Annotated in this window: 13 protein-coding genes; 8 read left to right on the top strand and 5 right to left on the bottom strand. The window is 66.8% G+C overall.

Annotation, left to right across the window (positions count from 1 at the left end; genetic code table 11):
• Positions 1–241: 241 nt before the first annotated feature.
• From QX132_RS07850 to QX132_RS07815, 8 genes are all read left to right on the top strand, one after another.
• Positions 242–5,539: an AAA family ATPase gene (locus QX132_RS07850; RefSeq protein WP_316160644.1), complete on the top strand. Its 5,298-nt coding sequence runs from the start codon at positions 242–244 to the stop codon at positions 5,537–5,539.
• Between the two features lie 32 nt (positions 5,540–5,571).
• Positions 5,572–7,044: a formylglycine-generating enzyme family protein gene (locus QX132_RS07845; RefSeq protein ID WP_316160642.1), complete on the top strand. Its 1,473-nt coding sequence runs from the start codon at positions 5,572–5,574 to the stop codon at positions 7,042–7,044.
• A 9-nt stretch (positions 7,045–7,053) separates the two neighbouring features.
• On the top strand, positions 7,054–7,662 hold the full coding sequence (locus QX132_RS07840) for a DUF4399 domain-containing protein (RefSeq protein ID WP_316160641.1): 609 nt from the start codon (positions 7,054–7,056) through the stop codon (positions 7,660–7,662).
• A 173-nt stretch (positions 7,663–7,835) separates the two neighbouring features.
• Positions 7,836–8,066: a hypothetical protein gene (locus QX132_RS07835; protein ID WP_315736409.1), complete on the top strand. Its 231-nt coding sequence runs from the start codon at positions 7,836–7,838 to the stop codon at positions 8,064–8,066.
• A 592-nt stretch (positions 8,067–8,658) separates the two neighbouring features.
• The gene (locus tag QX132_RS07830) at positions 8,659–8,937 is read left to right on the top strand and encodes a PepSY domain-containing protein (RefSeq protein ID WP_315736410.1); all 279 of its coding nucleotides are present in this window, start codon (positions 8,659–8,661) and stop codon (positions 8,935–8,937) included.
• 10 nt (positions 8,938–8,947) lie between these two features.
• Positions 8,948–9,721, top strand: a complete 774-nt coding sequence (locus QX132_RS07825; RefSeq protein ID WP_316160786.1) for a cytochrome b/b6 domain-containing protein — start codon at positions 8,948–8,950, stop codon at positions 9,719–9,721.
• A gap of 625 nt (positions 9,722–10,346) precedes the next feature.
• Positions 10,347–10,688: a cupredoxin domain-containing protein gene (locus QX132_RS07820; RefSeq protein WP_315736411.1), complete on the top strand. Its 342-nt coding sequence runs from the start codon at positions 10,347–10,349 to the stop codon at positions 10,686–10,688.
• A gap of 103 nt (positions 10,689–10,791) precedes the next feature.
• Entirely contained in the window at positions 10,792–12,651 is a 1,860-nt protein-coding gene (locus QX132_RS07815; protein WP_315795866.1) for an outer membrane beta-barrel protein, read from the top strand.
• A gap of 274 nt (positions 12,652–12,925) precedes the next feature.
• Here QX132_RS07815 and QX132_RS07810 read toward each other — a convergent pair whose 3' ends face one another.
• From QX132_RS07810 to QX132_RS07790, 5 genes are all read right to left on the bottom strand, one after another.
• Entirely contained in the window at positions 12,926–13,714 is a 789-nt protein-coding gene (locus tag QX132_RS07810) for a TonB family protein (RefSeq protein WP_315736413.1), read from the bottom strand.
• Positions 13,715–13,740: 26 nt separating this feature from the next.
• Entirely contained in the window at positions 13,741–14,190 is a 450-nt protein-coding gene (gene exbD, locus QX132_RS07805; RefSeq protein ID WP_315779223.1) for a TonB system transport protein ExbD, read from the bottom strand.
• Between the two features lie 3 nt (positions 14,191–14,193).
• Complete coding sequence (gene exbB, locus QX132_RS07800) at positions 14,194–15,510, bottom strand: tonB-system energizer ExbB (protein ID WP_316160640.1); 1,317 nt, start codon at positions 15,508–15,510, stop codon at positions 14,194–14,196.
• Positions 15,511–16,277: 767 nt separating this feature from the next.
• Positions 16,278–16,967: a Fe2+-dependent dioxygenase gene (locus QX132_RS07795; RefSeq protein ID WP_315758759.1), complete on the bottom strand. Its 690-nt coding sequence runs from the start codon at positions 16,965–16,967 to the stop codon at positions 16,278–16,280.
• 43 nt (positions 16,968–17,010) lie between these two features.
• Entirely contained in the window at positions 17,011–19,542 is a 2,532-nt protein-coding gene (locus tag QX132_RS07790) for a TonB-dependent receptor (RefSeq protein WP_316160639.1), read from the bottom strand.
• Positions 19,543–19,573 lie beyond the last annotated feature (31 nt).

The following is a 19,573-nucleotide window of genomic DNA, read 5'->3' as shown; positions in this document are numbered from 1 at the left end:
CGGGAGCGAGAATCGTCACATTCATCTACCTGTCGGGTCATTGATGTGACCTCACTTCGCCATACCCCTCCGCAACGAGTCGGGAGTTCCGTCGACGTTGCAGCGAGGCAAGCTTGTCCACTCTGAACCCACTCTCCGATCGCCCGGCGCACCGTGATCATGCGCAGGGCCATCCTTGTCGGTCAGCCTCTCGCCGCGCTCGTGCCGACGTCGCGGCCGACTTCAGAGAAGGATCTGCGCGATGAGCCAGCTGGTGAATGTGCGGCCCAACGAGGCCGGCGCGGGCGATCGCAAGGCGCAGAACAGTGCCGCCGATCACGGCATGCGGCTGCTTGGTGCTATCGGCGCGGCGGCCCTGGAGCCGCAGTCGCCGACCGACGCCTGGGCGTTCTCGACGAGCGAAGTGCTCGGCACGGGATCGGCCGTCGAGCCGTTGCAGGACGTGCTCGGCAGTCTGACCGAGATCATTCGTGCCGAGGGCTCCCCGGCGGAGCGGCAGCCGGATCATCCATTCGCCGACGATCACGGCTTCACGCTCGACCAGGAGGAGCTGGCGGGTCTGCCGGGCGTGGTGCTCAATACCTTCGATGTCGACGGCCCGGTGTGGCTCGCCGTCGAGGCGCTCGCCGCGACGGAGCCGCCCGCCATCGACGACGATCTCAAAACCTGGGTCGAGCCGTCGTCCGACCCCGACCGTCGTCCATCGCAGCACGAGAGCATCCTGGTCACGGTCGACGAGATCGAGAAGAACCGCCTCACCTTTGCCCGCCACGCACGGCCCGAGGATTTTTCGCCGGCCCCGGCGCTGGGCGCCTGGACCGGACGGCTGCGCCTGGAGCAGCGCCCTGACCTCGTGCAGCGGATCGAGCGCTATATCAGCGAGCCATGGACCGTCTGGGCCGACACCGAGCGCATGCGCCGCCGTACCATGGCGATCCACCAGCGGCTGCGCGACATGGCCGCCGCGACCCGCGCCGATCAGGCGATGGAGGTCCTGTGGGGCATCGCGCTGTCATCGTGGCGGCAGGGCGGGCGCGAATTCGAGTTGCCGCTGTTCGAGCGCGCGGTCGAGATCGAGATCATCGCGCGTCCGGATGCCGAGGTCAGGGTCCGGCCGCGCTTCGTCGGCGCAGCCGTCAATTTGAGGGCGCTGGATGCCGTGGCACCGGACGTGGCGCTTGCCGTGCGCGACAAGCCGGATCGCCTGGTCGAGGCGCTGGAGCAGCGCGCAGAGCTGTCGCCGTTCACGCCGATCGGCCTCGATCAGATCCTGAGCGCCGCAGGCGCGCAATCCGGTTACAAGACGTCGCGCAATTTCGCGTCTTCGGACGATGCGCCGGCCATGGAGGCCTCGGAGGCTGCGTTCACGTCGGGACGCTGGGTCATCTCCGCGCGGCGTCGGCCGGAGAGCCTCGCCCTGCGCGACATCGACTGCCTCAAGAATGCGATCGTGCATGCGCCGCAAAGCGAGTGCTGTCTGTCGGAAGCCGTGAGCGCGCTGCTGTCGCAGCCGGATGGACGAGGGCACGCCAATTTGCGCCGGCATCTGTCCAGCGTCGTCGGCGGCCCGATCGACCTTGCGCCTGCGCCCAAGCCTGCCGCCGTCGAGCAGGGAGATCTGTTCTTCCCGTTGCCGGCGGTCGTGGAGGATGTCGAAATCGTGCGCGAGCTGTCCCGGTCGGATGGCCTGATGGTCCAGTCCGTCGCACGGGACGATCGGATCACGGCGCTCGCCAACGTCGTCTGCCATCACCTCGCGCTGGGCTCGCGCGTCCTCGTCGTGTCCAGGGACGAGGCTGCACTTTCCCTGCTGCATCAGAAGCTGCCGCCGGCCATTCGCGAGCTGACCGTCAGCTCGACCGGCTCCGACAAGGACGTGCTCAGGAAGGCCGAAGCCCTGGCCGGCCGGCTGCAATCGATCCTGGACGCGACCAATCTGCGCGACCAGGTCGGTCAGATCGGCCGGCTCGAGCGCGACATCATCTCGAAGCGCACGCAGATCGCATCGCTGGACGACGAGATCGCCGAGATCGTCGGGCGCAATCTGCGGCTCGCTGGCGGCTTGCCGGAGCTGCCGTTCGATCTGTTCGATGCGCTGATCGGCGAGCAGGCCATTCATGCCTGGTTTACCGACCGGCCGAAGCGCCTGCTCGCGGCTACGGACCCGCTCGTCACGGCGGTCGACAAGGCGCGCGAAGCGCGGCTGCGGCTTGCCACTGATCTCAAGCACATCGATGACGAGTTGCCGGAGATCGCGGCGCTTCCCGATGCCGCCGCGATCCTGCGTCTGCACGCGGAGCTGCAGCACCAGGCAGGGCTGACGTCGGACGCAGGCCGCGACGAGGATCTCGCGCTCGACGCCATCGCGACCTTCGGGCTTGACGCAACCACCCGCCTGGCGGCCGACCTCGATGCGCTGGTAGCCGGCCATCGCGCCATCGCCGAGGAGACCTGGCTCGCGCGGCTATCGCCGCTCGGTGCCGCAAAGGCTGACGCTCCCGCAGGTCTCGACAAGGTCGTGGGTTGGGCGCGTGATGCCTCGTTCCAACTGTCGCGGAGCGCCGAATTCGCAAGGCGCCAGGTGCAGGCGCCGGTCGAGGCGTTCACCAGGAAGGACGCGATCCGAGTGGTCGAGCGGCTTGCGGCCGGCGAGAAGCCGTTCGCGCGCTTCTCGCCCTCGCGCCGCGCGCTGAAGGCCGCCGTCGAAGCGATCACGGTGGACGGTGCCGCGCCGTCGAAGCCGGCGGACTGGCAATATGTCGGGCGCTTCCTGCTGTGGCGCCACGACCTGCATGCGTTGCGCGCGCGCTGGACGTCGATCGCGGCGCAGATCGATGCACCCGCGCTTCAATTGGAATCGGCGCGGACGTTCGATGACCTCGAGCACATCGTCAAGAGCGTCGAGGCCGCCATCGTGACGGCCGCGCTCGCCGTCCGCAACGTGGCCGATGCCTGCTGCAAGCTGTCGATGCCGGACGGCGAGGTCAGGGCGATGCTGGCGGATGCGCAGCGGCTGGCCGCGTTCGGCGCGGCGATCCGGACCGTCATGACGCGCGTATCGGGACCGCTGGTCGAGCTTGCGCGGCTGGGCGAATTGTTCGCCCGGGCGGGAGAGCTTGCCGTCTCCGTTCAGGATGACGTGCTGTCGCGGGTCGGTGACGCCGAGACGGAGCCCGAGGAGCTCGAGACGCGGTGGACAGGCATTCTCGCGACCATGGAGAAGATCCGCGAGGCCAGCGCGGACTACGAACTCGTCAGGACCGCCTGCCGGATGGCGACTGCAGCGGGCGCGCCGAGTCTGGCGCAGCGGCTGCGGTCCGCGCCGGCCGCGGGCGAGGCGAAGGATGCGGCGACGCTCGCGGAATGGGTGGCGGCCTGGAATTGGGCCGTGCTGATGCGGATCGAAAGTGCGGAGGAGCGGCAGCTGCTGCATGACCTCGCGGCTCAGCGCGCGCGGCTGGAGACGCGGTCGCTGGCCCTGTTCGAAGCGGTGATCGGCGCCCGCATGTCGCTGGGCATCGCGCAGAATGCGGGCGGCGCCGTCAGGCAAGCGGTGAAGCGGTTCAGGGACTCGATGCAGAAGATGGCGTCGGCCTGCTCCGGCCCGACCGCGCGCCGACTTCGGTTTGCCGCGCGCAGGTCTCTGGACGGCTGGCTCGAGGAGATTCCCTGTCACGTGATGCCGGCCTGGCGTGTCGCCGAGTTGCTGCCGGCCCGGATCGGCACCTTCGATCTTCTGGTCATCGACCACGCCTCCCGCTCCGATCTGCGCGAACTGACGGCGATGCTGCGGGCCCGCAAGGTTCTGATCAGCGACGAGCTTCACGACGACGGGGCCGTGGTCGAAGCCGGCCGCAACGATACTGTTGTCAAACGCACCGAGACGAACACGCAGCGCCGCGTTCCGCCGGCGCTGCGGCGGCTGCTGATGCCGGGTGCCTCGCTGCGCGATCTCGCCGAGATCCTCTTTCCCGATCGCAGGATCGAGCTGCGTGCGCGCCCTGCCGGCGTCGGGGCAGCCGCCTCGGTCCCAGCTCCGCTGCTGCCCGCTGATACGTCCAGGCCGGCCGATGCACCGGCCGCCGAGCTGCCGCGGCCGGCCCGCGCGCCGGCGCCGAAGCAGCGGCCGCAGCCACGGCAGGTCATCACGACGCACTCGCTCGAAGAGGAGATCGCCACCGTCGCGAAATATCTGTCGATGGCCCGCCGCTCGGGGACGGACATCGTCACGGCTGCCGCGGCCAAGCCCAGCGCGCCCGCGATACCGCAGCGGGCCGAGAGCCGCGCGGCTGCGCCCAAGCCCTCGCCGGAGGTTCGCGTTCTGCGCCGGCGTCCGCCGCGCGAGCCGGCCGCGGACATGGTGACGCCGGTTGTGACTCCGGCTCCGCCTGAGCTTCCGGCCGTCGCGCAGCCGGCCGCGGCCGAGCAGACCCAACCGCGCGCGGCCGCCGTCACTGAAGCGCCGGTCATTGTCGCCGATCGGTTTGCGGTGCCGCAGCGCCCTGCCGAAAAGAAGGTGGTCACGGCGGAGATCGAGGCGGAGTCCACGAGCGCCGCGCCGGCAGAGCCCGTGAAGCCTGGCGTCGTTGCGATACCCGCTGCGGCAGCGGCTTCTGCCACCACTGAGCCCGCCGCCGCTGCTGCGGCTCCAGCCTCTGCTGCGACTTCTGCAGCGCCGGCGACAGAGATCAAGATTCATCCCTCCCTCGTCGAGATGGCGTTCAAGTCGACGGAGAACGCCGCGGCACCACGCCGCCGTCTGCCGAGCCGGCGGGTGATGGCATTTGCCGCGGCCGGACTGCTGGCAGTCGTCGGTGCGGCGGTGTCCTGGGAGCGCGCGTCGGAATGGATCCAGCTGTCCCTGAGCGGTGCGACGGCAGCGTCGGCTCTGCCGAGCGAACCGGGCGCCCATAAGGTCAATGCAGAGCGGATCACGCCGGAGGCCAAGCCGGTGGTTGTCGCCGCGGCCGAGGAGCATGCCACGGTCGGCATGAGCGTGCCGGTTAGCATACCGGCGCAGGCGTTCCTCTATCATGAGGATCCGCAGGATCCGAAGGGCAAGCGTTATCCGGGCAAGGTCACCTGGTCGATCGAGCAGAGCAAGGGGCCGCGACTCGATGCGGCGCCGGCGATCAAGGGTGAGATCGAGATCGAGAACGGCACCAAGGCCACGATCTCGCTGCGGCGGAACGCCGACATGGAGATGCCGGCGAGCCACGTCATGGAGCTCAAGTTCGACTGGCCGGATCAGTCGGTGAGCGGCCTCAACAGCCTGAGGGGCATCGGCCTGAAGGGCGAGGAGGCCGAGCGCGGGACGGCGCTGGTGATCCAGACCGCCAGGGTGACACCGAAATACTTCATGGTCGCGCTGTCTGCCAACGAGGTCGATACCAAGCGCAACCTGATGCTTCTCAAGGGCAAGCAGTGGTTCGACATTCCGATCGTCTACGAGGGCGGCAACCGGGCGCTGCTGTCGATCGAGAAGGGATCCGACGGCGACCGCGTGTTCAAGGACGTGTTTGCCAGCTGGGGTCAGTGACGGGGTTGGCGGGCATCACGAGCGAGGACAGCATGAGCGAGAGTTCAGCGTTGCAATGGCTGCGGGCTCCCAAGCTCGCCGAGGATGCGCTGCCGGAGGATTCCCGCGCGGTGGCCTGCCGGCGCTGCGGCCGTACGGTGCAGGTCTCGCTCAGCCCGATGCGTCCGCCGAGCTTCCTGCGCGTCGAGGATCAGGTCGAGTGTCCCGAGGTGCAGGAGCGCTGGACCGGCAAGAGCGAAGGCGGGCTGCTGCTGATGATGTGCGGCGCGCTCGAGCAGTCGCTCGACGCCGAATGGGAGATCGCAGAGCCGGAGAGTGCGGCTCGACGAGAACCTGCACCTGTCTCTCCGGTGCGTCCGCGCCCGTCGCCCGCGCCGGCGGCGTCCCTTCCGGACAGATGGGACGACGGCGGCGACGATGATCAGGAGGAGACGGGTGAGGGCGGCCGGCTGAAGGCCCTGTTCGCACCGGCTGCAGGAGCTCGCAAGAAGCTGATCCGTGGAGCGCTCGGCGTCGTGGTCCTCGGCATCGTCTTCCTCGGCGGCGTGCTGCTGCCGCTACGCGAGATCGGGCTGCTGATTCAGGCGCCGCCTGGGTCGGCCGGATCGTCGAGCTCGCAGCGGGAGGCGCAGTCTGCCGCGCCGCTGCCTTCGCCGCGCCGGATCCTGTTGGAAGCCGCCAGCGCGCCCCAGGACGCCTCGCAATCGCCGTCCAGCTCCTTCATCGCGCCGCGCCAGGCTCCGGCACTCGAGGCGACGCTGGCGCGATCATCCGACACCGCAGCCATCTCGCGGCCCGCGCGGGCGCCGGAAGCCGAGTCGAAGCTGCGCGTGCCCGAGCTGGTCGCGATCGCCGGCGGCAGTTTTGCGATGGGTGGCGACGACGAGTCCGAGCAGCCGGCGCATCAGGTCAGCGTGCGGCCGTTCTCGCTCGGCAAGTATCCCGTCACGATAGGCGAGTGGAGGCAGTGTGTCGCGGCGGCAAGCTGCGCCGACATCGCGACCGGTGCGGATGATCGTCCGATCACCAACCTGAGCTACGACGACACCCAGGCCTATCTCGGCTGGCTGTCGAAGGCGACCGGCAAGTCGTACCGGCTGCCGACCGAGGCCGAGTGGGAATACGCCGCGCGCGGCGGCCAGCGCACCCGCTATTGGTGGGGCGATCGCATGCGCCCGGGCATGGCCAGTTGCAGGGGGTGCAACGGCGCCGGCGAGGCCGAGACGGATCAGCCGCCGAAAATCGGCAGCGTCCAGGCCAATCCTTACGGCCTGTTCGACATGGGCGGCGGCGTCGGCCAGTGGGTCGCCGACAATTGGCACAAGAACTACAAGGGCGCGCCGGCGGACGGATCGGCCTGGCTCGAGGAGAGCAGCTATGCCCGCGTCATCCGCTCGGGATCGTGGAAGAACGGCGCCGCCGATGCGCGGGCCGGCAGCCGCGACCGCTATGACGGCCGCATCCGGCATCCGACCCTGGGTTTCCGCGTCGCGCTCTCACCATAGGGGATTTGCATGCTGCCGAGGTCTGCGCGACTCTGCCTCATCCTGACCGCATCGCTCGTGCTCGCGCCGTCATTGGCGCCGGCCAAGGGAACGAAGGCTGCGAAGGATGCCCGCGTCTATTTCATCTCTCCTGCGGACGGGGAGACGGTGACCGGGCCCGTGATCGCTCGCTTCGGACTGCGCAACATGGGCGTTACCCATGCGGGCGACGATTTCGCCGGCAGTGGCCATCATCATCTTCTGGTCGACGTCGACGAGACGATGCAGGCCGGCGAGGAGATTCCGCGTGACAAGAAACACGTTCATTACGCAGCGGGGGAGACGGAGGCGCGGATCGAATTGTCGCCCGGCAAGCACACGCTGCAGCTCGTGCTGGGCGACACCAGGCATCTCAACTTCGATCCGCCGGTGATCTCCGAGAAGATCATGATCACGGTGAGCAAGCCGAACGGAGGCGAGCAGGAGGCGCGCGCGACGCGTGGCGTCAGCGCCCGAAACAGACCGCAGATCCGATCCGTACCCGCCGAGCCGCCGGCCCAGCCCGAGCCGCCGCCGGAGACGACGAAGTCGCCCGAGAGCTCCGACTTCATCAGCCGCGTCTTCTCCGGGACGAAGTGACGATCTCTCCATTCCCGGTGGCCGGGCGCGTTGATGTGCGTCGGCTTACGCGCGACCGTGGGATGCAAGCTCGGTCGCTCCTTGTGGAACCATCGCCGAGGGCGGCGCTTGTCGCTCCATAGCGGCAAGGGCGATCCATCATCATCCTGCCTGCCGCAGCGATGGAATGAAGCATGTCGAAATTCGCGCCAAGGCTCGCGAGGCGCGCCGACGTCGCGGTCCGCAGCGGCGGCGAGAGCAAGGGCAGCTCACCCGGCCGTGGCCGCTCGTCCGGGCGCGATTCCATGGCAGATCCCGACGCGAGCTGGGACGTCGTTGCCGAGGCATCCGACAAGTCGTTTCCCTGCAGCGATCCGCCATCCTGGCCGGTGGTCGGTGTCGGCAAGGGCATCGCCCGGCCCTGAGATCAGGATCGCTTCTTTGGTATACCGCTGTTCGCACGCATGTGCGCTTGACGGTTGGTAGATGCGTGCGCACAGCCGCATTGTCATTTTCCGGTGCCGATATCGCTCCGGTCGTGTGAACGATCGCAGCGCTCAGAATATTTTTTTCTGAGGCTTAAGGTCGCAGCCGTGTAGCTGTCTGTTCCTTTCTCGCCGCACCCTGGTCACAGCCGCAATCGGGCAGGAGTGTGGTCCCGCACGCATCGCCAGTGACGCCTTATGCGCGAGGAAGGCGCGTGAGCCTCGCGCCAGTGCTGCTACATCCTTGCGAATCAATATCAGTTGCAACGTACGGGGAACTACGCACGTTGCCGATTCCGGAAAAAGATCAGCAGCCTGCCGACACGGTTCGATCCTGACTGGAACGTATATGAGTTCGCATCTCAGCGACATTGCGGCCGGATGCGGATTGTTTCGAGCCGCGCATGCGTGTTCGAGGCCGTCCGCCGCGGAATGCGATGTCCAAGTTTCGTTGAAATCTCCCTCCCCTTTGTAGCCCGCGCATCGAGCGCTGTTGGCGCCGATGGCGCAGTCTTCGAGGAGGGATTTGATAATGAAGGTCATCAAGATAATGGTTGTGGCATTGGCGGCGGGTCTTGCGTCGGGCTCCGCTGCGCTCGCCGACGGCTACAAGGATTGCACCAAGCTCGACAAGGCGTCGTGGAAGACGACGGCCGAGGCCGAAGCGAAGGCGAAGGCTGCCGGCTACGAGGTCCGCCAGACCAAGATCGAGGGCACCTGCTACGAGGTCTACGGCGTCAAGGGCGGCAAGCTCTATGAGCTGTTCTACAGCCCCGAGGACCTCGCACTGAAGCATACGAAGGCGAAGTGATCTGATGGTCATGCGTGACGCAGGCCGGGCGCAGCGGAGCGTCTCCTCCGAGACGCCGGCGAACTCAAGTTCGGGGACCGTGGCGGTCTGGGATTTGCCGCTGCGCGTCTGGCACTGGTCGCTCGCGGCCTTCGTGCTCGTCGCCTGCGTCACGCCCAACGCGTTCGACCGCCTGCATCGGCTGGCGGGCTACGCCGTCATCGGTCTGCTCGCCTTCAGGCTGATCTGGGGATTGATCGGCAGCCGCCATTCGCTGTTCGCGCGGATCAGCCTCAAGCTGCGGGCGGCGCCTCAATACATCGTGGGCATGCTGCGCGGAGAGACGGGACGCTATCTCGGGCTGAACCCGGCAGGCGCCGCGATGCTGGTCGTGATGCTCGCGCTTCTGATCGTCTCGACCATCAGCGGCGTCATGCAGGTCTCGGTCCGGTTCTTCGGCGTCGGCTGGATCGAACAGGCGCATGCGCTGTCGTCCAATGCCATCATCGCCCTGATCGCCGTGCATGTGCTCGGCACGGTGTGGATGAGCGTGCTGCAGCGGGAGAACCTGATGCGCGCGATGGTCACGGGACGCAAGCGCGTGCCCGGAATCGTGCGTGCGGCGGCGGCGCGCAGCGTCGCACGGCAGAACCCGGAGCCCGAGCCGATGGCGAACGAGGAGCACGTATCCGTCGTGCCCGATCTGCCGCCCCTGCGCGTGAATCCGACGTCGGGCGCCGCGAAGCCCGCACGCATGCCGCGGTCCCTCAGCATTCACGACAAGCGGCTGGGGGTCGGCAGGTGAGGCGGCGGGCATCGGTCGTGTGCGCTCGCCGCCGATATGGGCGGGCGGGCTCGCGTCTGATTTCACTTCTGGTGCGCGCAAGGCTTGTCCGCGCACGGCTCGAGCTGGATGGAGGCACACGCACATTTCGGTCCATGCCGCGCGGGACCAGCGCGAGCGCGTTCCTATGCGTGTATCTCGCTCGCAGTCGCCTCGACGAGCCGGCGCATGAGGATCATGCATGTGCTGCGCGCAGCGCGCGCGGTCGATCGTGAGTCTCGTGTGGTTCGCGGGGTGTGCGACGACGCTGCATGACCTGTCGTGTCTCATATCAGCACAGCCGCGATGCGAACCAAGGCGATCATGCTGCTCTCGACCGCAGAGACCGTTGATTTTCGTCGCTGTCATTCGGTGCCGCGCGTCGGCGATGCTCAAGCCGATGCATCTGCGCGGCGCCGCGACGCTACGCAACTAATAAAGTCGCGCGCTTTGTCGCACACAACGATGTTGTCAAATTTGGACACGGCAAATTGCCGCATTCGGGACTTTATAGTCGTTCTATGAAGTGTCGGAGACTCGTCGAAACAGGCGAGCGTCTGGAAGCCGTCCGGCACATTCGGGTGAATTCGGGACAGGGACATACACCATGAATCTCTTTGGGAAGGTACAGGCAGCAGGAGCCGCCGCGCTGTTGATCGCGGCGCTCGCGCTTCCGGCGGGCGCGGCGGAGACCACGATCGAGATATCGGTCAAGGACAACAAGTTTCAGCCGACGGAGATGAAGGCGCCGGCCGACACGCCGATCGTGTTCAAGGTCAAGAATCTGGATGGCGCGCCGGTCGAGTTCGAGAGCGAGCCCCTGGAGTTCGAGACAGTGATCAAGCCGAACATGGAAGGCGTCGTGAAGGTCAAGGCGCAGAAGCCGGGACGCTACGAATTCTTCGACGACTTCCATCAGGGCAACAAGGGCACGCTGATCATCGAGTGATCCGGCCTTCGGCCCCCGCGGCGCCGTGATGCCGGAACGTGTCACGCCGCGGGGGGGGGGGCCGCGCTTCGCAGGTTGCCGAACTCGACGGAGACGAGGCTTTTTGGAACGGGCAGCACGAGAGACGGTCGCTTCCAGACGTGGCATCGGTCGCGACGTCTCATGGTGCCAGGAGGAGTCGGTTGCGATCACCGTGCTGCTCGTGACGCTGTTTGGAGCCGCGCCGTCCTACGGTCAGACCGTCGTTCCGGGGAGCCAGGTCAGAGCCTATGCAGATCCCGGGGCCACCGAGGGTGGGCCGGTGGTGGTCGTGCCGAACCGCCGCCGCCAGCCGGCGCGGCCCGCGAATGGCAATGGACCGCTGGTCATTCCGCAGGTGATCGTTTCGCCTGGCGGCGTCGAGCCGGAGCCCAAGGCGGCAACGCAGGTGGATGGGGCTGCACCGCCGCGGCCGCGGTCTCCGATCGATGCTGGCGCGGGCGCGCTCCCTCAGGCCGCGCGCCGCGAACCGGCGCCGCGTCTGGCTCCGGTTCGAAACGGCTTTTTCGGTGCTCCGTCCGCCGGCCTCCTGGTTGGCGGCTGCTTGTCGACGCCCGGCCGGCTGTCGACGACGAACGTCCCCAATCGCTGTCTGGATGCGCTGGCCTTCGCCGTCAGTCCGCCGCCGGCCACCCGTGGCGTGCTGCCGCGCAACCTGCCGCCAATTCCGCGACAGGATGCGCAGCCGATTCCGCCCGTTCTGGCCGATAAGCCGAAGATGCGGCTGCCGCCGGTGAACAAGGGGCAGAAGCCGCAGGAGCCGCCGGCGCAGCCGCCGATGATGGAGGAGGACCCCTATGAGCCCAAGGGCATCACGGTGGGAAACTTCATCCTGAAGCCTGCGTTCGAAATGTCGTCAGGCTTCGACAGCAATCCCGGCCGTGTACCACAAGGCAAGGGCTCGGCGTTCGTCAGCGTTGCGCCGGTCCTGCTCGTGCGCTCTCAGTTCGAGCGGCATCTGCTCAACGCCGATGTGCGCGTCGGCTACATCGACTATGCGAAGCTCCGGCAGCTCAGCAGGCCTACCGTCGACGCCAAGGTGAATGGACGCTACGACATCACCGATACGTTTGCGCTCAACGGCGAGGGGCACGTTGCCGTCGATGCCGATGATCCCGGCACGCCGCGCTTCGCCGGTCGGTTCGCCAAGATCCCGCTGGCCTCCACCGTCGGCGGCTCGGCCGGCGTCACCAAGCGGTTCGAGGAGGTCGAAATCTCGACCAAGGCCGCCATCGACCGTGTCGCGTTCCAGAACGCGCCGCTGATGGACGGCCAGATCGTCAGCAACGCCGATCGCAACTTCGTCCAATACGGCTCGCAGAGCCGCGTGACCTACAACCTGACCCCGGAGATCCGGCCCTTCGTCGACGTCGCCGTCGACCGCCGCGTTCACGACATCGCGGTCGATGCCGAGGGCTTTCGCCGCGACTCCACCGGCACCGCGGTCGAGGCGGGCGTGACCTTCAACTATGCCGACAAGCTGACCGGCGACGTTGCGGTGGGTTATCTCACGCGCCGCTATCAGGATCCGATGTTGAAACCGGTCAACGGCTTCATCGCCGACGCCAACCTGACCTGGCAGTATGCCAAGGAGACGGCGGTGATGTTCGGCGCCAAGTCGCAGGTCGTGGAGATCACCGAGCCCGGAATCTCCGGCGTGCTCAAGCGCGACGTCACGGTCGGCGTCGAGCACCAGTTCGAGCCGTGGCTGATCGGCACCTTCCTCGCCGGCTTTGGTCAGGACGCCTTCACGGGCACGACGCGGGTCGACGACCGCTACCTGGTCGAGCTCGGCATGCTCTACAAGTTCTCACGCCTGCTGCAGCTCAGGGCCAGCGTCCGGCGCGAGGAGACGCGCTCCAACTTCCGCGAAAACAATCTGTCGGCGACCGTGGTGCAGGTCGGCGCGCGGGTACAGTACTGATCGGCTGCCCGGCAGGCGCCCGCGCGCCGCATCTGCGGTCTTCTGAGCGCGTGCCTGGAGATCACGCCTGCTGTCGTGACGCGGCCACAGTCATTCCGGGGCAGGGCCGCAAGCCTGGAAGCTGGAGTTTCGCGCCGGCTTCGCCATGTAGTATAGCCACCCAGCGACGGGTGGACGCGCGGCGGGAGTGGCTGGCTCCAGTCTCCAAAACGAAATGCAGCGCCCACGAGGTGAGCGCTGCCAACTCCGGATCTGCGTGTCAGTTCGGCCACGACTACTTCTTCTGGTTGAAGTTCACGTCGAGGCTGAAGCTGAACTGATCGTCCGTCAGTCCGGACGGCGGCGCGGGCACCGGGTCGGAGCGGCGGATCATCGCAAGCGCGGCATCGTCGAACATCGAGTCGCCGCACGACTGCATGACGGACGCAGACACCACCTTGCCGGCCCGGCTCAGCACCAGCGCGACCTTGACCGTGCCATTGTGCTTCTTGCCTTCCGGATAGCGCTTGTGCAGCTCGAAATAGGCACTGATCTTGCGACCCCAATCGTTGGTCAGCTTCTGCTTGTCCTTGCCCATTCCCGGATTGGGGGCCTTGGCCGTCTCCGCCGGCGGCGCGGCCTCGTCCAGCGCCTTGCGGGCCGATTCTTCCTGCGCGGCAGACGCGACCGACGCCTCGGCCTGCTGGGTCGCCTGCTGCTGTTCCTCCTTCTCCGGCTTCTTGGGGTCGTTCTGCGTGACGACCCGATCGGCCTCTTCCTCGGTCTCGGTCGGCTTGTCCTTGACGGCGTCGGACTCCTGGACTTCGGCGGTCTGCTGCATCTGCTCCGGCGCAGCTTCGGCCGCGTCGCTGTCGGGACCCGGCGGAAGATCGTTGTCCTCGACCTGGGGCGAGGCCATCTCGAGCGCGAACTCGGCGCCGGCGGCGCCGAGGCCACCTTCCGCATCATTGCCGCTGAGATGGACGACCGCGAGCGCGGCGCCGCCACCGTGCAACATCACGGCGCCAATCGCGGCTGAGATCCACAAGCGGCGCGACGCTCCTTGATACTTGTGTTCGACCATTCTTCACTTCCGTCGTTTCACTGGTTTCAATGTGCAGCCTGGGCGGCGGCCTGTGAGACGCCTTCGACAGTCACGAGCTTGATCTTCGGATAGCCGCCGGTCCGCAGCAGCTCCATCACGTCCATCAGCTCGCCATAGGCCACGCCCCGGTCGGCGCGCAGGAAGATGAACTTGTCCTTAGCGGCCTCGGGGATGTGCTCGAGCGTGCTGACCAGGCTCGCGCGCCTCACCTGCTCCTCGCCGACAAACAGCGTCAGATCCGGCTTGATGCTGACATAGATCGGCTTGTCCGGCTTTTTCTGCGGCGTGGCGGTCGAGGTCGGAAGATCGACCGGCACGTCGACCGTGGAGAGCGGTGCCGCGACCATGAAGATGATCAGCAGCACCAGGATCACGTCGATGAACGGGGTGACGTTGATGTCGCTGGTCTCGCCGAGATCGTCGTCACCATCACCTTCAGACAGAGAAACGGCCATGACCTACTCCGCTGCGAGCGCCATCGGAGGCGCGGAGTGGACGTGGATCGGCTCGAAGCGCTCGCCGTGATGGCTGTGGTGGCTCTGGCCGCGGTCGAGATCGCGCGACAGCATGCGGGCGGTGGCGCCGGAGGACCGGTTGACGAGCTCCATGTAGCCCTTCGTCACCCGCGTGAAGTGATTGTAGATGATCACGGCCGGGATCGCGGCGACGAGGCCGATGGCGGTCGCGAGCAGCGCCTCGGCGATGCCGGGCGCGACCACGGCGAGGTTCGTGGTCTGCGACTTCGAGATGCCGATGAAGCTGTTCATGATGCCCCAGACCGTGCCGAACAGGCCGACGAAGGGCGAGATCGAGCCGATCGTGGCGAGCAGGCCCATGCCGGTCCGGCAACGCCGGCCTTCGGCACGCACGATCTCGGAGAAACTCGACGCCGCGCGCTCGTTGACGCCGTGAGACGGCAGTTCGGACGACATCCTGATCTCGTGCATGGCGGCATCGATCAGTGCTGTCAGCACGTTCTGGCGTGATCCCAGCGCGAGCTTGGCTTCCGACAGCCAGCGTACGTCGTCGACCTTGCGCAGCGCGCTGCTCAGCTTCCGGCGCAGGACGGAGAACTCGATGGTCTTGGCGATGAAGACGGTCCAGGTCGCAAGCGAGGCGAGCGCCAGCCCCATCATCACCGACTTCACGAGAATGTCGGCGGCCAGGAACATCGACCATGGCGACAGATCGTGCGGCACGTGTGATGCCGCCTGCGCGCCGCCTTGCGTCGGCTTCTCTGCCTGATCCTTCGCCTTGTCGCCCACCGAGGCGTCAGTAACGGTTTCGGCAGCGGTCGACGGCTGGGCGTCGTTCGTTGCGGCTGCCGGCGCCTGGCTCGTTGCGGCGGCCTGCGGCGTGGTGACAGCCGGTGCCGGTGCGGCCGCCGTGGCGGCGCCGCCGGTGGCCGGAGCCGTTGCCGTGGGAGCAGGCGCGGCCGTCTGCGGCGCGGGCTGGGCAACGGCGGGGGCCGTCTGCGCCTGTCCGATGGTCACTGGCTTCGGCGCCGCGCTCTGAGCTGCGTGCGCAACGGGAGCCGGCCCACTGGCCGCGGCGGCGTTGACGGGCGCAACGGCAGGCGCCTGCGTGGCGGCCGCTGTCGCCGGAGGCTGAACGGATTTCGCTCCGGTCGCATTCGCCGGATTTGGTGCTGTGGTCTGCGGGGCGGCGGCAGCCTGGCCAGGTCTCGGCGACGTGGCCGGCTGCTCGGCATGCGCCATGGCGCCGGCCGAAACGGCTGCGATCACCGCTCCTACATGAAGAACGATCCTGAACATGTTGCTGCATACCCCTTGGTAGTTATCTTCTCTGTAATGTTTCTAGTCGTAACCCGGCTGTTTTGAGACGGCCCGTTGACTCAAAGCGGGAACATCAAGGTCGGCAGTCACTCCGGTGAGTGCGATGCCAAATGAAAAATCGAATCGTGCGGCCTATTCATCGGCCGTCGATGCCGTGCATGACGTCCTAAATCCCTGAAAGTCCTGATGCGAGACGGAGCTAGCCGTGCATGACGCCGCCGATGCGGCCGCGCGTCACGCAATTGCCTCCGTTCGGTCTTCCATCGATTCTAATTAGTCGGCACCGCCGTGATGATCCTGTTCGGTTGGCACGAGGGCATGCCGCGCGGCCTTCGGGACGGGATGCCGTCCGAAAGGAGCTTGAGGGCGTCGATGTCCGAATCAGAATGCCGATGAGATCGGCGTCGTTCAAGAAACACGCGCCGCGCGCCCCTGATCACGTCGTGATCAACGGCCATCGCGGTCGTGATGGGGGCTGAAGTTCGCGAAGCGCACGCGCTCACCGCCACGGAAAATCGCAGAGCTCGCCAACGACGATCCGCCGGCGGTCAAAGACATGGATCGACAGCTCCGAGAAACGGACCGGCCGACTGCATGTGAGCACGGATGGCGGTCTATCGCGAGCGCTGGGGAAGGCGCCTGAACGATGGGATCATCACCAAAACGAACGAGCCGGGCTGCATCGCGTGCAACCCGGCTCGTAAACGATCGAACTCAAGCAGGTCGTTGCGACCGAAGGAGAACCTCTAGTTCTCGGCCCAGTAGCGGATCAGGTTGTGATAGAGGCCGGTCAGCCGCACCATTTCCGGATCGTCGCGCCCCATCCGCTGCGACAATCCCTGGATCGTCGTATCGAGATCGAAGATCATGCTGCGCGCGAGGGGATCGCGGATCATGCTCTGCAGCCAGAAGAACGAGGCGACGCGGACGCCGCGCGTCACCGGGGTGACCATGTGCAGGCTCGAGGAGGGATACAGCACGAGGTCGCCGGCCGGCAGCTTCACCTCATGCGAGCCGTAGAGATCCTCGATCACCAGCTCGCCGCCGTCGTAATCCTCCGGCTCGGAGAGAAACAGCGTGACCGAGAGGTCGGTGCGGATGCGCAGGCCCGTGAGCTTGTCGCCGCGCACGGCGTTGTCGACGTGGATGCCGAAATGATGACCCGACTCCGCGCTGTAGCGGTTGAACAGCGGCGGGAAGATCTGCTGCGGGATGGCGGCGGCGAGAAAGCGCGGATTGGCGGTCATCGCCGAAATGATGCGGTGGCCGAGCTTGCGCGCCACCTCGCTGTCGGGCGGCAACTGCTCGTTGCGCTTGACCATGGCGGACTGGGCGCCGGCCGTCGAGCGGCCGTCCTCCCAGTCGCTGGAGTCCATGATGCGGCGAAACTCCGCCACATCGTCTTTGCTCAGAATTCCGGGGACACAGATCAGCATGAACTCATCACTTGATGTGTGCCCCCGGCTGGGTGGTCTGCGATCAGAACCGTCCGGACAGGACGATCGATGCGCTTCGTCCCGGACCGACGAGCACGAACGGCGTGGCACTCTGATAGAGAGCGTCGTAGTAGAGCTTGTCGAAGATGTTGGCAACAAACACCTTCGCCGTCCAGTTCTTGTCGAGCTTGGCTTCCGCGAACGCATCGAAACGCCAGTAGCTCGGCAGCTCCGTGCCCTGGTTCGCCGCCAGCCAAGTGCCGCCGAAGATCTTCGAGCGGTACACGGCCTGGCCGCCGATCTCCCAGGTGTCGTTGATCTGGTACTTCGTCAGCAGGCTGAACGACTGGTGCGCGGTGTTGGCGAGCTGCAGGCCGACATTGCTGGTGAACAGCGCGGTGTTCGCCGGCGGGATGTTCGACTTGGTCACCTCGGACTGCATCAGCACGATGCCGCCGAAGATGCTCCATTTGTCGGTCAGCTTGCCGCCGGCCTGCAGGTCGATGCCGCGGATGCGGTAGGCGGCACCGGCCGAGAGACACGGCACGGAGCCGATGGTGCCTGCCGGATACGGGCAGTCCGCCGTGGCCTGCGCGGCGCTGGTGATGTTGCGCGACTCGCGGGCATTCTCCTTCTCGGTCTGGAACAGCGCTCCCGTGACCAGCAGGCGACCGTCGAGCAGCTCCCACTTGGTGCCGATCTCGATCGAGGTGTTCTTCTCGGGCCCGAAGATCTGGTTTGCGCCGCCATTGGTGACCGCGGAGAGGCCGCCATATTGCGGGCTGAGACCGTCGAACTCGGCGCCGACCGGATTCGATGACGTGGCGTAGGCCGCATAGAAGCTGGCGTAGGGCACCGGCTTCAATGTCATGCCGACGTTGAAGTTCGGCATGCCGCTGGAGGCCGCCGTCGTGCCCGGCGTGTTGGCGACGCCGTTGACGGTGCCGAAGCCGTCGACCCGGACGTCGTATTTGTCATAGCGCACGCCGCCGTTGAGGATGACGAGATCGCGGTAGTTGACGCTGTCGAGAGCGTAGACGCTCGCCGAGTCGATCTTCACGTTGGTCGGGAATTGCCCCAACGACGGAATGCCGAACGGCAGGTTCGTGAACTGCGGGTTGAACACGCTCACGCCCGAGAGCGAACCGCTGCCCGCGAACGCCAAGCCCTGCTGCTCGGAGGTCAGGCCGGTGTAGCTGTTGATGCGCGCCTTTTCCTGCGAGACCTCAAGGCCGGCGAGCACGGTGTGCCTGAAGTTGCCGGTGTCGAACTTGTAGGTCGCCTCGAGCTGGTTGGCGAGCACGTCCGTCTGCTGGAAGCGGCTTTGCGGATTCGCCCTGATGAGCGCGCCGGACGGCGGATTGATGTTGGTCGGGCCTTCCGGCAGCGTGCCGATGTAGTTCAAGGTCGAGCGCGACACCCGGACCTTGTCGGAGATCGTCAGGTCGGGAGTGACCTTCACCTCGGCATTGAACGAGCCGATGTCCTGTCCGACGCGCGAGAAGTCTCGGTTGACGAAGCCATACCAGGCGTTGCGCGGCGAGCCGACCTCGGGGAACGGCGCGCCGGCGGTGAGCGTGCTCGGCCGATAATACGGCACGCCGAAGTCCGGACGGCCGGTCACCTCGTTGTGGATGTAGTTGGCGGACAGGGTGACGGTGTCGAGCGGCGTCCACTTGGTGGCGATGAAGCCGCCGTTGCGGTTGTCGGTGACGTAGTCGCGGCCGGCAACGCCGGCATCCTGGAACAGGCCGCCGACGCGGGCAGCGAAGGTCGGCGTGATCTTCTGGTTGACGTCGATCACCACGCGCTTGGTCCTGTCGGTGCCGAGCGTGGTGTCCATGTTGTAGAAGCTGTTCTCGGTCGTGGCTTGCTTGGTCACGATGTTGATCGCGCCGCCGGTGGTGCCGCGGCCGGCGAAGGACGACGCCGGGCCGCGCAGGATCTCGACCTGCTCGGTGAAGAAGTTCTCGCGCACGGAGACGCCGGCGTCACGCACGCCGTCGATGAAGACGTCGTTGCGGGCGTCGAAGCCGCGGATGAAGAAGCGGTCGCCGAACGCGTTGCCGCCTTCGCCGGTGCCGAGCGTCACGCCGGCGGTGGAGAGCACGGCGGATTTGAGGCTGGTGGAGTTCTTGTCCGCCAGGATCTCCTTGCTCAGGACGGTGACGGTCTTTGGCGTGTTGAGCAGCTTCTCCGGAAACTTGCCGGAGGCCTGCAGCCGCTCGCCCTTGTAGTCGGAAGCGGGGCTGGAATAGGGGTTGCGGTCGGGCGGCAGATTGCTCTTCGGCGCCGCGGCCTGCTGCTGCTGTTGCTGGCGGGCGGCGCGGCGCATTGCGTCGCGCGCGCGGACCTGGTCCGCGGTTGGGCGCGAGGCGGCCGGCTTGGGGCGGGCCACCGGGGCTTCGACGTTGACGGACGGCAGCGGCGCCTGCTGGGCTTCGGCACTGGAGAACGAGGCAACCGCGATCAGGCTCGCGACCGCCGAGACTTTCACACCGGAAATCTCGGGAGATGGATCCCACTCGTGCCCGCTTGCCCCTCGCAAGCTCCTTGGAAAGATTGCCTTACCCATACTCGACCACCCCATTCGTTACGCAAAACTT

It is taken from the genome of Bradyrhizobium sp. SZCCHNRI20481 (assembly GCF_032485055.1).
Classification (GTDB): domain Bacteria; phylum Pseudomonadota; class Alphaproteobacteria; order Rhizobiales; family Xanthobacteraceae; genus Bradyrhizobium.
This window is presented reverse-complemented; position numbering and strand designations above follow the sequence as displayed.